Origin of the sequence: Microtetraspora glauca, from assembly GCF_040656155.1 — a bacterium.
In the GTDB taxonomy this organism is placed as follows: Bacteria; Actinomycetota; Actinomycetes; order Streptosporangiales; family Streptosporangiaceae; genus Microtetraspora; species Microtetraspora glauca.
The window spans coordinates 28,785-42,946 of sequence record NZ_JBFALK010000018.1; the positions used below are offsets into that span (position 1 = coordinate 28,785).

Annotated in this window: 12 protein-coding genes; 4 read left to right on the plus strand and 8 right to left on the minus strand. The window is 65.9% G+C overall.

Features of this window, described 5'->3' with window-relative positions:
* Window positions 1–100 precede the first annotated feature (100 nt).
* Both AB0I59_RS29230 and AB0I59_RS29235 read right to left on the minus strand, forming a co-directional pair.
* Window positions 101–1,030 carry a CDP-alcohol phosphatidyltransferase family protein gene (locus AB0I59_RS29230; RefSeq protein WP_061260147.1) on the minus strand — a complete coding sequence of 310 codons (930 nt, stop codon included), beginning with the start codon at window positions 1,028–1,030 and terminating at the stop codon, window positions 101–103.
* Window positions 1,031–1,731: 701 nt separating this feature from the next.
* Window positions 1,732–2,811, minus strand: a complete 1,080-nt coding sequence (locus AB0I59_RS29235; protein WP_358138027.1) for a hypothetical protein — start codon at window positions 2,809–2,811, stop codon at window positions 1,732–1,734.
* Between the two features lie 93 nt (window positions 2,812–2,904).
* Between AB0I59_RS29235 and AB0I59_RS29240 the strand changes: the two genes are divergently transcribed.
* From AB0I59_RS29240 to AB0I59_RS29250, 3 genes are all read left to right on the plus strand, one after another.
* Entirely contained in the window at window positions 2,905–3,396 is a 492-nt protein-coding gene (locus AB0I59_RS29240) for a GNAT family N-acetyltransferase (protein ID WP_358138029.1), read from the plus strand.
* Between the two features lie 296 nt (window positions 3,397–3,692).
* Entirely contained in the window at window positions 3,693–4,562 is an 870-nt protein-coding gene (locus AB0I59_RS29245; RefSeq protein ID WP_358138032.1) for a HEAT repeat domain-containing protein, read from the plus strand.
* 273 nt (window positions 4,563–4,835) lie between these two features.
* Window positions 4,836–5,435, plus strand: coding sequence for a signal protein (locus AB0I59_RS29250; RefSeq protein ID WP_358138035.1), 600 nt, complete (start codon window positions 4,836–4,838; stop codon window positions 5,433–5,435).
* Between the two features lie 427 nt (window positions 5,436–5,862).
* On the opposite strand, the gene AB0I59_RS29255 is transcribed toward AB0I59_RS29250, so the two are convergent.
* The 5 genes from AB0I59_RS29255 to AB0I59_RS29275 form a co-directional block, all read right to left on the minus strand.
* Window positions 5,863–6,927: a serine hydrolase domain-containing protein gene (locus AB0I59_RS29255; protein ID WP_358138038.1), complete on the minus strand. Its 1,065-nt coding sequence runs from the start codon at window positions 6,925–6,927 to the stop codon at window positions 5,863–5,865.
* Window positions 6,928–7,398: 471 nt separating this feature from the next.
* Window positions 7,399–9,525 (minus strand): prolyl oligopeptidase family serine peptidase, encoded by a 2,127-nt coding sequence (locus AB0I59_RS29260; RefSeq protein ID WP_358138041.1) that lies wholly within the window; start codon window positions 9,523–9,525, stop codon window positions 7,399–7,401.
* Between the two features lie 872 nt (window positions 9,526–10,397).
* Entirely contained in the window at window positions 10,398–10,625 is a 228-nt protein-coding gene (locus tag AB0I59_RS29265) for a tautomerase family protein (protein WP_061260142.1), read from the minus strand.
* Window positions 10,626–11,396: 771 nt separating this feature from the next.
* Window positions 11,397–12,410 carry a HEAT repeat domain-containing protein gene (locus tag AB0I59_RS29270; RefSeq protein ID WP_435831110.1) on the minus strand — a complete coding sequence of 338 codons (1,014 nt, stop codon included), beginning with the start codon at window positions 12,408–12,410 and terminating at the stop codon, window positions 11,397–11,399.
* Window positions 12,407–13,075, minus strand: coding sequence for a HEAT repeat domain-containing protein (locus AB0I59_RS29275; protein ID WP_358138043.1), 669 nt, complete (start codon window positions 13,073–13,075; stop codon window positions 12,407–12,409). The genes AB0I59_RS29270 and AB0I59_RS29275 overlap by 4 nt, the downstream gene beginning before the upstream one ends.
* 368 nt (window positions 13,076–13,443) lie before the next feature.
* Here AB0I59_RS29275 and AB0I59_RS29280 point away from each other — a divergent pair, with 368 nt between their 5' ends.
* Window positions 13,444–13,662, plus strand: coding sequence for a hypothetical protein (locus AB0I59_RS29280; protein WP_358138045.1), 219 nt, complete (start codon window positions 13,444–13,446; stop codon window positions 13,660–13,662).
* Between the two features lie 234 nt (window positions 13,663–13,896).
* On the opposite strand, the gene AB0I59_RS29285 is transcribed toward AB0I59_RS29280, so the two are convergent.
* The gene (locus AB0I59_RS29285; RefSeq protein ID WP_358138048.1) at window positions 13,897–14,037 is read right to left on the minus strand and encodes a hypothetical protein; all 141 of its coding nucleotides are present in this window, start codon (window positions 14,035–14,037) and stop codon (window positions 13,897–13,899) included.
* Window positions 14,038–14,162: the final 125 nt, after the last annotated feature.

Genomic DNA, 14,162 nt, shown 5'->3' on the forward strand with positions numbered 1-14,162 from the left:
AGGCTTCGCCGTACGCAGATCCGCGTAGCTTCGCAGGCCGCGCCGGGGCCGCCGGGGGATCGGGGCGGCCGGCTGTGGCCGGGGAGGGGGCGGGATGCGCTCAGTTACCGGCCGTGGCCTGTACCTGCGCCGACGTCCGGCGGATCTCGGCGAGCGCGCGAGCGAGGTCCCGGGACGAGAGCCAGAGCTTGTACATGATCGCGACTTCGAAGACGAGCAGCAGCGCGGCCGCGCCGACCGTGACCGGGACGATGTACCCGAGCACCGGGCCGATGATGAACACCGCCATCTGGAACTCGATGCCGCTGATCAGGTGGGTGCGGACCCGATGGTCACGCAGCCACTCGCGTACGCCGATGTACCAGGCGAAGCGCGAACGGAACTCCTCCTGCAGGTCGACGACGCCCATCGTGCGGATCCTGATCTCGTCGGAGTCGAGGTCAGGGTCGAGTTCGGGATCGAGATCGGGGTCCTCGCGCAGCCGGTCCGGCAGGGCGGACGGGTCCGCGATGGTGGACTCGTCGTACGCCTTCTTCAGCGTGCGGCGCATCTGGCGTCGGACCTTCGCGATCTGGAGGGCGTCGACATAGCGCAGCATGTCGAGGAAGACGACCCCGATGCCGAGGATCAGGTAGAGCTCCTGCCCGGTCGCCTGGAACTGACCCCACATCAGGGCGAGAGCGCAGGTGAGCACCCGGATCCGGTCGAAGACGTAGTCGAGCCAGCCGCCCAGGACGGTCCCCGTCCCCTTGAGGCGGGCGATCTTGCCGTCCATGCAGTCGAGCACGAAGCTCAGGTGATAGAGGGCGGCTCCGACGATCAGCCAGGTCCGGTCCGCCGTCAGGAAGCAGCCGGCCGAGCCCAGGCCGAGGAGGAAGGCGCCCCAGGTGATCTGGTTGGGGGTGATGGAGGTACGGTTCGCGGTTCCGAGCACGAGGCGGCCGGCCAGGGGATCCACCAGGAACACCGTCCACCAGGCGTCCCGTGCCTTGTATGTCTGTGACCGTACGTCGTCCAATGTGAACTTCATGCAGAAAAACCCTCTTGATGTGGTTTCTGACTCAGAGCCGTTGTGACCCAGGCGATGCGCGCACGTTTCTGTCGCGACGGAATGCCGATTAATTATGCCAATTCCCGTAATGGTGGGATGGGTCGGGAATGTCAGAATTCATCGTCATCCAGGTCGTCCTCCTCGTCGAGGTATTCGTCCAGGTCACGCGCGTGCGAGTCGTCCCCCATGTGCGGGTCGTCGTCGGCTCCGAACAGTATCGCCATTTGCCGAAAAATCATCTTAAGCATCCAACTCGGCCTCTTGTGTGGCGTTTCATCGGACTCTTCGCCATCCATTCATTAGCTCACGGAATTTCGCCGCCCGCACGACGTTTCCGTGCGAACTCCCCCGCTTTTCCGGTGAACGCCTGCCGTACCGGTCCCACCGCGTCTGCCACGTAAAGCCGCGGACGGCTGCGGGAAGCCATGGCGAGATCATGGCGTGTCATAGCGGGGACGACGGGGCGGGGCGAGCCGACTGTGGACAGTCCACAACCTGTGGACAGCCCGAAGACGTCGCCAGCGCCGTTCCCGCCGTTCCCGCGGTTCCCGCGGTTCCGGCCGGTCCGGCGGCTCCGCAGTGCCTGCAGTGCCTGCAATTCCCGCCGGTCCGGCTGTTCTCGCAGTGCGTGCCGTTCCGACCGTTCCCGCTGTTCCGCTTTCGGAGACGCCCCCGGCCGGTCAGTCGTGCTGAGCGGGTATCTCCGGCTCCTCGTCGGTCCAGCCGACCTCCTCGTAGGCCGTGACATTCTCGATGTCCACGGATCGGCCGTCCTTGAGCCGACCGACGCTCTTCGACCCGATGGCCAGGGGAAGCCCGCTCTTCGGGTCGATCACCAGTCGCACGTCGATGCCATCCTGGGGGCCGAGAGGCGAGTCCACGTGGTAGCTGAGCGCCTGACCGGTACGGCCGAGCAGGTCGGTGACCTCCCCTTCCGCTCTCATACCGGGCAGCGAGGCCAGGATCCGGTACGCGGAGGCGCGTACCTTGGGTGAGACCGGCAGGCCCTCGAGGATCTCCGTACAGCTCGACTGGAGCCGTCGCTCCATCTCCTGCTCCATGTCGATCACGGGGTACTTCTTCGCGAGCCGCGTGATGCGCGCTTCGAGATAGGCCCGGAGCTCTTGGGTGCCGCTCGGGATCGCGCGCAGTTCGGCCCAGGTCATCGACTCCTTCGTCAGGTGTCCGCCCGTGCCCTTCCAACCGCCGCGCAGCCGGGTCGCCACCGGCTCACCCGGCAGGCTCTCCACCTTCTCTCCCGAGTTGACGATGGCGACATCGTGGAGGTCGGCGAGGTTCACCGGATACTGCCAACTGCTGGGCGAGCCCGCCTCACGCCAGGCCGTCTCGTCCTGAGGGGTCGCGGGCCGCGCGCCGAGGTATTGGTCGATCCACCAGCTCTGCGCGCCCGGCCGTTGCGCCAACCACTGCTCATGGGAGGTGCTGCGCCGGATGAGGTAGCGACGGCCGGGTTCGGAGAACGTCGTCCCCCAGACCGTACGGGTCCGCCAGTAGGCGCCTTCGGCGGGGGTCTTGGCCACCGCAGCGGCGGCGGCCGCTCCGACCAGCCCGACCCCCACGGCCAGCCACCGCCTCGGCGCTCTTCTCCGTCGCTCCACCTGGGCCTCCGGAGAGGACATCGCGGCGAGGAGCCGAGACCGGCCCGCGACGACCGCTTCCAGTGAGGGCTTCGGCACCGCGAGCAGGTCGCGCACCGCCGCCAGTTCGTCCAGGCCCGTCGACTCGTTCAGTTCGCGCATGTCCGCCAGGTCGCCCCGAAGCCATCGCGGTCCGGGACCGCGAGGGGACCGCTCGTCGGGAAAATGTCGGTGCCGGAAGCCAGACTGGGCGCCATGAGTGTCGATGTGCGGCTGAGGGATGTCCACGAGGCCGATCTGGAGCTGTTCTTCGAGCAGGAGCACGATCCCGAGACGGTCCGGCGGTCAAAGTTCACTCCACGGGCGCGGGAAACCTTCATGACTCACTGGGCCACGAAGGTCCTCGGCGATCCCACCGTCCTGGTGCGGACGGTCACCGTGGACGGCGAGGCAGTCGGCAGCGTCGTGGCCTGGTGGGAGGACGGCAGGCGCTTCATCGGGTACGGCTTCGACCGCCGATACTGGGGCCAGGGCATCGGCACCAGGGCGCTGACGCTCTTCCTGGATATGGAGAAGGCCCGCCCTCTCTTCGCCGATCCCTTCGCCGGGAACACAGGCTCGGTGCGGCTGCTGGAGAAATGCGGCTTCCGCCGCACTGGTACGGTCCGGCACGGTGAGTACGAGCACATCATGCTCGTTCTCGGAGAAGACCGGCCTCGGCCCTCCGATCCGCGGCACACCCCATAGCGGCCCCACCGCCGACCCGAATGCCCGGTTCAGCCGGGGTGAAAGAAACGACCCCCCACCAGCCCCAGATCGACGCCCGCAGGACCCAGGCCCCGGACGCAGGACCCAAGCCCCGGATTCCGGCCCACCGTCGTCCACCGCGGAAATCATGGGAACGCGCATCCTCGACAGGTCGCTTCTGGTCGGCGCCATCAGGCAGTGATCACGGACGTTGGCCGTCTGGGCGTCCCCGGAATTCGGTCGACTTTCCGATGCCACCTCGGCGTGCTCGTATCACGACCCGCATTGTCCGCTTGATGACTTTTTCCGGCATTAGCGAGAAAGGCAGAGAAATGTCGAGGCAACCGCTCTCTGACAGTCAGCTCGCCGCGTTGATCGCCTGGGACGAAGAGTCTCACACCGAGCATTTCGACGCGATGAACCGGCTGTTTGAATCGTTTTCCTCCCCAGAGGAGATCACAGCTCTGGCGCGAAGCTGGTGGGCTGATCCGGATGAGCGGGTGCGAGCACTCGGATTCGACCTGCTCGCGGTTCAGGCGGTCGACTTCTCCTGGCACGTTCCGCCCCTGATCGAAGCGGCGAACGCTCTCCCCCTGGACACAACCCATGAGGACGTACGATGGTCCGCCGCACACGCGCTCGCCACGATCTGCGACGACGACCGTGTGCTCTTCCCGCTCCTGCGTTTCGCGGCCGACCCGGACTCCGATGTCCGCTGGCATGTGGCACGTGGGATTCCCGTCGGCGTCGATCCACTTCCCGAAGACGCGGTCCGGGTGCTGCTGGGATTGATGCGCGATCCAGATGACCACGTGCGGGACTGGGCCACCATGGCGCTGGGCGGCTGTGAGGAGAACGACACGCAGGAGATCCGAGACGCCTTCTTCGTACGCCTGGAAGATCAGGGAGCGGACACGGCAGGCGAGGCCGCGGTGGCACTCGCCAAGCGACACGACGCCCGGCTTCTGCCCGTACTGAAACGCCGGCTCGCTGATCCGGACGTGGGCAACCTCTACGTCGAGGCAGCGGCGGCGCTGGGTGACCCACAACTCCTGCCGCTCCTGCGAAAGCTCAAGGCCGACGGTTGGCAGGATGACGAACCGCGGCCGCAACTCCTTGACGAAGCCCTGGAAGCATGCGCGCCGCGCACACCCCCGATCACCTGAGCATCCCGGAGCCGGGCCCCGGAGCGGGGCGCTGCCGGAGGCGTCTTGCCTGAAATGCGGCCCATGACAGGGGAGAGCCATGTCGATCACGCGTAGGGGTTGTGCCGCGTAGACGCCCGGCACATATCCGCGCTGATGTTCCGCGCCGTTCGCGGACGACCGGCACACAGAGCGAGGTCATCCCTGGCTTGTCCCTACGGGGGCGGCTTGGCGCTGTCCGGCGATCTTCAAAAGTCGCCCGGCGGTACCATCGAGAGGCCCTATGATTCCCGAATGTCTCTTAGATCCGCTATGCCGTTCCTGCTTCTCGGCCTTGTCGCCGGTTGCGGAATGCCCTTTGGGAGCGGCACGAACGGAATCGCCGCGCCGTCGGCAGACGCGATTCAGGGACGCTGGTGGACCTGGGCGGCCTCGGAAGGCGAGAGCACGAACCCCGTGATGGACACGACGGGGGAGTTCTGCGATCGAAACCAGCCAGAGGACATGTGGTTTCTCGCCGGGACATTCGGCGGCACCACGCAGCGGACGTGCAAGGTGCCCGCAGAGCGGCCGGTGGTGTTCCCGCTGGTGAACCTCATCGGCTCTGAGAGTTCGTGCATGGAGTTCATGGCGGACGCGGAGGGCAAGGCCACTCTTGACGGTAAGTCGGTCACGTCCGAACGGTTGGAAGAGGACGACGTTGTCGTGACCGGCGTGGCCGATAACCCGCTGACCGGCGAGGAGGAAACGGGCCTGACCTACGCTTGCGGCCTCTGGGTGCGGCTCCAGTCGCTGCGGCCCGGCCGCCACACGCTGACCATCCGCGGATCTTCCGGCGACTTTCGCGTGGGCGTTGACTACACGCTCATTGTCGGGACTGGGCGGCAAGCATGAGCGCACGCTGCGATTTCGGCTGCCGATCCCCTCGAACCGAGTGTTGGCCACGTACGAGGGAACGCACACGAGGGTCAAAACCGTCGGCGAATTCGTGGACTTCCTCCGCTGCCTGAGCGGCGACAATTCTCTGAAACCAGACAGAATCGGCGATGGAATAAGCGCGGGACGCGATCGAACCAAACGCATCACTGGTTCAGGTCGCACGTCGGATGAGAGCGGGCGACGGGAACCGAACCCCGCCGCCAGCTTGGGAATCGCATAGATCGTGCCCTGTAGAGATGTTGACCTCGTGGCCGCCGCGGAGGCGAGGCGCTCCGCCGTATGCGCCGGCGGGCCGGTATCCGCCCCGCACCCGGCGGCCAACAGCCGAGCGAGGAGAGACCAGCCACACGTCGGCTGAACACACGATCTCCGGACGAACTGACTACGAGCAGATCGCGGTGTCGAAGGCCTGGAAGATGTGCTTGTCGTCCTTCGGAGTACCGGTGACGTAGAGGGTGACCGCGCGCCCGGCGCGGTTACGGCCGCTCAGCACCCGGGTGCCGGGCAGGCCGCCGTCGTGCATCCAGGCGGATCCGCAGGTCAGAGGGTAGGAGTAGAGGCCAAGCCCATAGCGGGAGCGGGGCGGGTCGTAGGCGGCGACCGCTCCGTCGAGCATCTTGGTGATCGTCGAGTTGGGGAGCGCCTGCCAGAAGCGGTTCAGGTCGTCGGGGGTGGAGATCAGCCCACCCGAGGCGCCGAACAGGTATCCGGGCTCCTGGGTGGTGTCGACCAGCTTGTCTTGCGCCTTGGGGTTGAAGGGGTCGATGCCGTAGGTGTGCGCGTGCGCGCCCCGGATGCCCATCTCGCCCTTGCGAGGCCAGTAGGTGTGTGTGAGCGGTCGGAGCACGCCCTGCCGGGTGACCGTGCGGAAGTCCTTGCCCGTGACCGTCTCGATCAGCATGCCGGCGACCAGGTAGTTGGTGTTGGAGTAGAACCACTTCTCGCCGGGCGCGCCGACGGGCTCGGCGTCCAAGGCCAGGCGCAGGAAGTCGGCGTCGCCGCCGGGATTCGCGGGGTCGACCAGGTGCCAGTATTCGGGTAGGCCGCTGGTCTGGCGGAGCAGTTGCCTGACGGTGATCTGCCGGCCGTCGAGCAAACCGGGCGCGTACTGCTCGATGAGCGCGTCCAGGTCGATCTTGCCCTGGTCCACCAGGCGCATCACGGTGGCGGCGATCACCGGCTTGGTCACACTGGCGATCCGGAAGTGGGCGTCGGCGCCGACCATGGGTGTTCCGGTGCCCCGCTCGGCGGTGCCCGACGTCCAGGTGGTGACCCGGCCATTGGGCTCACGTACGGAAACCACGACCCCCGCCAACCCGTCCTGGGTGGTCAGCCGGGTCAGTTGCTGCTGGAGCGTCAAGGGCGGCGCAGTCGCTGCCGCCAGAGCAGGGGAGGCGGCACCAAGGAGAACGGCTGCGGCTGCGGCTGCGGCAAGAAGCTTGCGCATATTGAGGACAACTCCCTGTCGGTAAGAAGGATGTCCTCATTTTCTGGCGCAGAGGAAGGCGTGATCAGTCAAGCTGTCCGGCCTCTTGACGGTGGTGCCTGCCCTACTGGCGCGTGCGCGGCAGATCTTGTACAGGGATCTCGCGACAAGGTCGTGATCGCCGGAGAGCAGGACCGAGTGTCTGGCGAGGGATCCGGCCCGGGATGAACGGTGACCATCGGCTGCTCTGGCGGAGTACGCGGTAGCCGACCTGCCCTTCCGCGTCGGCGGCCGACATCTCTTCGCCAAGGCGGTCGCGTTCGTTGAGGCCCATCGGGGAGGAGGAAGGATCGCAACACCCAGTGCGACTCCGTAGGCCCGCTATGGCGTTTCGCCCAGCGGGTCTGCCGCTGCCCGGTGCCGTCTCAGCGAGATGTCGATCGCTGATCTTCTGTACGTTTCCTCATCCCAGTAGTTGCGGTCAGGCCGTTCTCAGTGTGGTTCCGCCGCGGTCTCGTGAAGACGCATGGGTGTTTTTTTCGGTGATAGGCCGGTGTATTTTCCGGCGAAGGCCAGGATATCCGCGGCCAGGGCGCGTTCTTTACTCGCGGGAGAGGCGGCGTGGGCGGTGTCGGGTTCTCGGCGCATGAGGATCGGGCGGTCACTGCCGGTGGCGTTTTGGAGGGCCGCGCACATTTTGGTGACGTGGGCCTCTCCGGTCTGCAGATCGGTTACCGCGCCGGCGAGGAGGAATGCGGGATAGGAGGCTCCGGGCGTGATGTTGTGATAGGGGGAGTATGTGAGTAGCCATTGGAGCTGTTCGGGTCGGGAGGCGGTACCGAATTCATCCGTCCATGTGCATCCCAGGCCGAAGTGTTCGTAGCGCACCATGTCACATAGCGGGCCTTCGGCGATAACCGCGGCGTACAGGTCTGGTCGCTGTGTGGCGGCGGCGGTGACCAGTAGTCCGCCGGCGGACTGGCCATAGATCGCCAGTTGGTCGCGCGTGGTTCGACCGGTGTCGATGAGCCAGGTCGCGGCGTCGTTGAAGTCGCTGATCGCGCGGTGTTTGTGTGGTCCACGGCCGGCGTCGTGCCAGGACTGGCCTTCTTCGCCGCCTCCGCGTACACAGGCGACCGCGTAGGTGCCGCCGGCGCTGACCCATGCGGCCGCCGTAGGGAAGAACCATGGGCGCATCGGCATGCCGAAGCTGCCATAGCCGTAAAGGAGGGTGGGGCGGGGGCCCTCATGTTCTTCCGCCGGGGTGAACAGGAACAGTGTGATCTCGGTGCCGTCGCCGGCGCGATAGCGAACGCTGCGGCTGCGGATCTCTGCGGTATGTCCGGCAAGTGTGGTGCCGGTTTCCTGTTCCGTCCTCCCGCTGGTGGCGTCGTAGCGATAGATGGTGGGGGGAGTGGTCGCGTCGCAGTAGCTGAACCACGCGTGACGTCCGTGCGGGATGTTCGTGCGCAGGGATGACACGACGCCCGCGCCGGGAAGGGGCAGACCGGTGAGCGGCCGGCCACCGGCCAGGTCGTGCAAGGTCAGGGTGGAGGTGCCGTGGCGGTCGCGTGCCACCAGCAGGAGGGGCCGCGGAAGTGCCGGGTCGTCCAGGACCAGACACTCGTCCAAGGGGGCCTGGCGATCTTCGGCTACCAGCGTGCGCCATGCAGCCGGGTCGGTATCGTGCCGGTGCGCCAGACAGATGCGGCCACACGGGGCCTGGTAGTCGGTGACCAGCAGCAGATTGTTGTCCGCGAGGAAGCGTGGGAGAACACGGGCCTGTGTGGTGCTTCCGTCCACGACCTTGACGAAATGCGGGGCTTCCTGGTCGATGAGCTCGGCCACGTACACATCGTTGTGTGAGGCGGGCCCAGCTATCGCAGTGATCGCCAGATAACGGCCGTCGGCGCTGACTGTGAGCCCGTAATAGTGGTCTGGGGCATCGTCGCCGCCGAACACCACCGCGTCTGTCTGCCAGGGCGAACCGATCCGATGCAACCTCACCCGCCGATGCAAACGCATGTCGTCGGGCGCAAGTTCCTCATCAGGAACACGGCTGACGTAGTAGAACGCATCCCCTCCCGGCAGCCAGGCGAGCGAGGTGTTGCGGGCGCGTGGCAACGGCCCGTCCACCGCCTCCCCGATACGCACGTCCAGCACGATGATGTCGCTGCCGGGCTGCTCGGCGACCTCCATCTGGACAGCCACGCGTTCACCCTCGCGCGACGGCCACCAGGCGTACAGCCCGGTGTGGCCGGACGGATCGATCTCTGCCGGATCGACGAGCACCCGCCTGTTCCCCTCGGCGTCAACGACGAGCAGGCGCCGTTGCTCATCCCCACGGAGTTGCTCGGCAAGGAACATGACCGAACCACGCACCATCGGAGGCTCAGACACACCGAAGGATGACACCTGATCCAGCAAAGACGCCCACGATTGTTTCTCATGCCATTCGGCGCGATACCCGTGGAAGAGACGATCCTGGGCCGCAGCCCAGTCCCGTACGCGCGCATCATTTCCGTCTTCCAGCCATCGGTAGGGATCCGAAATCGGGAACCCGAACAGATCCTCCACCGTATCGCTGCGCCAAGCGTCAGGGTAAAAGAATCGCGCCACAAACGCCCCCCGATAAAACGCCCCGCCTGCCATAGGTCGAGGTACTGCGGCCTATGCGTACCGCAGTACCTCGCCTCAATCAGCTATGACTCGCCGCGGAGAATGTCCGCCTGCCAGCCGCGTACGCCTCCAATTCGAGCAGCCGGGCTGGTCTGAGCATACGGCAGGAATCCGTTCATGTGAACCTCCCGGATCTGTCGATTCGCCCGTGGTGGGCGATATCCGACAACAACTATCCCCGCGCCCGGGATCGATAAACACAGGCGTCAGTTCTCGACAGTGAGCGCCAATTCTGGATCATCGGTACGTGCAGATCGGAAAAGCGGTCGGCCATATTGGCTGTCCTCCTTGCTAAGATTTCGCACAAGAGAAGAAGGCGTGCCGGAATGCCATGTAAAGGTCGATCTCGCGTAAAAGTAATTCGCAGCCTTTCGAGATGAATCCCAGGGTTGACGGAGTTCTTGCATCCTGAGACCGATAATGCGGACCGGGCGGCCAGCCGCAAGAGGCCTCGCCACGGCCACCGCGTCCGGGCGGGTACGCGGACGGCCGACCCGAACGCGGACTTGATACGGGCCAGGACGGCGCGAAACTGCTCGCTTCTGCACAGCACATCGGAGTTCCAGATACCCCGCGGCCGACGCTAGGTAGTTGGAAGCACTCGTGACCCATCCGTCATTCTGCTCCGGTTGAGAAACATCGCTGCTCAGCCGAGTGCGGTTGCGACGCCGGGGACGGGTTCGAGGCGGCCGCACTCGGCCGCGAGACGGGCTGACCGGCAAGGGCCACCTCTCTGCTGACCGGTGCTGCCGTCCGCTGACCTTCGTCGTGACTCCCGGCAGGCCGCCGACAGGCTGCGCCGGAGAATCCCGTCAGCCGGGCGGCGTGCCCGCGGCCATGGCCTTCACGTCCGCGGTCGTCACCGGCTTCCCGCCGACTCCCCAGTCGCCGCTCTTGACCTCCTCGAGGATGACCAAGGTCAGAGAGCGCATGTTCTCGCCCTCGATCCTGACCATCGCCTCGGTCAGCTTCTGCACGATCTCGGCCTTCTGCGCCTCGGTGAACACCCCTTCGATGACCTTCACATTGATGAGCGGCATGAGTCGCCTCCATTCGACGCGGTACGCCGGCCGCATCCAGACGCCCGGGACGTGAGCTGAACGGTCTCTTCCGGAAGACCCTCGGCGTGCGGTGCTCGCTCGGGAGCCGAGTTGTAGGTGTACGAGATCAGGCTGGGTCTGGCCCTCGAGGAGCTGGTCATCGCGGTTCCCCCGTACAAGCCCCGCACCCGCTCGCCGACCGTTCCAGCCACCCGGGACCTTGTCTCTCAAGGCCAACATGCTCGCGGACGCCTCCGGCAAACGTGGCCGTTCGTGGCGCTCTTCAGCAGGCTGGGCAAGTCAAGAACGCCCGCCCGCCGTACAGAGAGCTCCCGCAGAGACCACTCGCGGTCGAACCCCTGCACCTGGATGATCTGCGTCCGGTCCGCCGTCAGCCGACCGGCCCAGACGATCCCCGCGTCACCCTCGGCGGGCGTCTCGCACAGAATGTCCGTCCAGGCGCACTCGACCGAGTCGTCTCCCTCCGCGACCGACGTCCCCAACCGACGGGCGGCCGGCACGGCCCTCGTGGGCGACGAGCAAAGCCGCTCGGACGGCAGATCCAGACTGGTGAGGTGTGACCACGTGAGGCGCTGTTGCTGTACGCGTTGCTGTACAGCAACCATCGTCCGATGGCCCGCCCCCACCCGTTCCCGGCCTGGCACGGGTTGTGCGCACGATGGAAAAGGACGGGAAGGCTGCTCATTGCGTCCAACACCACGCGATCGCCCAACGGCTCGTCGAGCCTGATGACGTCCTGGCCACGCTCCGTTATCGCGCGTCGCGTAGCTTGAGAATGTATGTCGCAGTAAGCGCAACGGCACGGTCTTCGTCATGTGACAGATCCGCCAGGGCACGTGACGCCGTGATTCCCGGGATATCCGCGAGCGCCTGTGTCAGCCGTCGACGTGCGGACGATTCAATGGTGCCGTGGGCGAGGCAGCCAACGAGCCTGGTAGCGATCTGATCCGCCAACGCGGGATCACTCGCCAGCGCGCTCAGTGCATCGGCTGCGTCGGCGTCGTTCGCCCCCTCGACGATCATGTCGATGAGCGTCGGGACCGCGTCGGCTACTCCACGTGCCGCGAGCGCCAGAGCCGCATACCTGCGAACCACGATGTCGGAGTCCGTGAGGGCGTCATGCAGCAGTGCGGTCGCCTCACCGTTCGGGATCTCGGCGATGGACTGGACGGCACGTTTCCGCACCTCGGCTGCCGGCGAGCCGAGGCCCTCCGCCAGCAGCGCCAATCCGCCGTCGCCCGATCGCGCCAGAGCCCATCGAAGGGCTCCGGCGACGTTCGGGTCCGTCTCGCTCAACGCTGCCTCGACCAGAGCTTCCACTGGCACCGGAGCCTCTTCGCCTGAGGACAAGGCCGCGCGCTGGCGCTTCCCAGCGCTCTCCGACCCCAAGGCCTGGAGGAGTGCAACGGTCCGGAGGACGTCCTCCCAGTCGGCGGGTTCCGCGGCACCGATCCGACGGAGTCGGGTGAGCAGCTCCGTCTCACTCGCAATGCGTTCTCGCGTCTGGCGGATGAGGTCGTCGACGAGCTCCGAGGGCGTGAAGCCGGGATCATCCAGCGCGCGCCCGACTTCATGCAGCGACAGCCCCAATGAGCGCAGACTCTCGACATGGAAGATTCGCCGGATGTCCTCGCTGGAGTACTCTCGGTAGCCGGCCTCGGTACGACCCGTTGGCCGCACCAGGCCGAGCGAGTCGTAATGCCTGAGCATCCGGGCGCTGACCCCGGACCGTCGCGCCACATCACCGATCAACACTGCCTTCACCCCTCCTGGCTGGTCGTGCCGAGGGCTACGACGCGCTTCGCCTCCTCGATCGCGAACTCGAATCCGGCGTCCGGGTTGCGCGACAGCCTCTCCGTGGCGATCGCGTGCTGACGCACGCGAGGGTCGAGATCCGTCATCGCGGCGCGCAGGGTCGGCATGATCACCTTACCGAGCGCGATCAGCGCCCGGCTGAGGCTCAACTGCGTCTCACGCTCTCCGCGCCCGAGCTGTGTCGCCAACACTCCGGCCAACTCGGGTTTTTTACCCTCGGGCACGAGTACAACCGCTGCTCGCCAGGCGCTCCGCGCGACCTCGTCGTCGGCGTCGGTCAGAAGCGCCCGTGTGATCGCCGGCCACGCTTGCCGATCTCCGATCTTGGACAGCGTGTGCAACGCCTGGCTTCGTGCCTGCGCGCGCTCCGAGCCGAGTTCGTCGACGAGCTTTGGGACCGTCATTGATGATGAGTGGCGGGTGAGTGCCCACGTAAGTATTTCACGCACGTAAAAGTCGGGCTCGATCGTGCATCGTTCGATGAGCTTGTCGATGAACCGAGGGTCTGGGGTCGTGCCGACCGCCAGTGCTGCCTGCAGCCGCATCGACGAGCTGCTGTTCTCCAGCCCCTGGAGAGCGCGCATCGTGTTCGTGTCCTCTTTCGGCATGGTCATCGGGACCACCTCCTTGGCTGCAGTGAAGACCTTGTCACCGTGTCAAGGTCAAGCGGGGCCGCGCCGTGAGATGGCCAGGCACCCTCTGCCCACCAAGTCCGGTACTTCAGGACAAGGGGATGCCGAGCCCTTCGAAATCGGGGTGAAGGCCATGGAAGCGATGGAAAGCCTGGAAGCGCAGCAAGAGCTCCCCGGCGTATGGGGCGCGGAACGTATCGGCAGTGGCGACGGGAACTCGGGAGGCCCTCCCCGGCCGGTCCGGCATGACCTCGATGATGCGTGCCGTTCCGCAGGGTGACCGCCGCGGGGTCATCCCCCCTCCTTGATCACCCATGGCAAAGAAGCCCACTTGTCCATATGATCGCCCAATGTCTGATGGAAAGTGCACCCACTGCGGCCACCAGGGCCTGGAGCCGGGCTTCCTAGCCGACCATCAACAGCCCGGCTTCGGGGTCTGGGTGGAAGGTGAACTGCAACGGGGAATATTCGGCGGAGCCAAGCTGATGGGCCGCCCCAAATGGCCGGTGGAGGCCCATCGCTGCCCGCAGTGCTACCACTTGGAGCTCTTCACCAGCCGCGAACTGTAACCCGTAGCGGACGCGGAAAACCGACGAGAAGCCCAGAAAGATCAAGCCAGGCCGGGAAGCGATCCCAGCCTGGCGTTTCTTCGCTGGAGCAGTGACGAAAGAACCCGCACTGTCAGCTTGGGAATCGCATGGATCACAGGTTGTAGGGTTCCTGATCTGGGCTTCGGGGCGGTCATGAGCGACCGTGATTGAACCCTCGTCGCCCCGATTAATGGCCCGCTAACGGCCCGGCGGTCACTCGTCCCACTCATCGTGATCTAGCACATCGGACTCGGAGAGCGTGAGAAGGAGTTCAGCAAGAGCGCGAAATGCGATCTTGTCTCCCTCGATCACGACCTCGTTGTCGTATGTCCGGACGGTCAGTTGGTGATCCATGGGCCATGATCGTGGGGCTCTGTAGTCGCGGCATACGGGGGTGCGAGTGGTGGGAGGTTCAGCCATGTGGGGACGATCGTTCACGCCGTCAGTGTCCACGGTTATGCGTCCACACATACGACCGC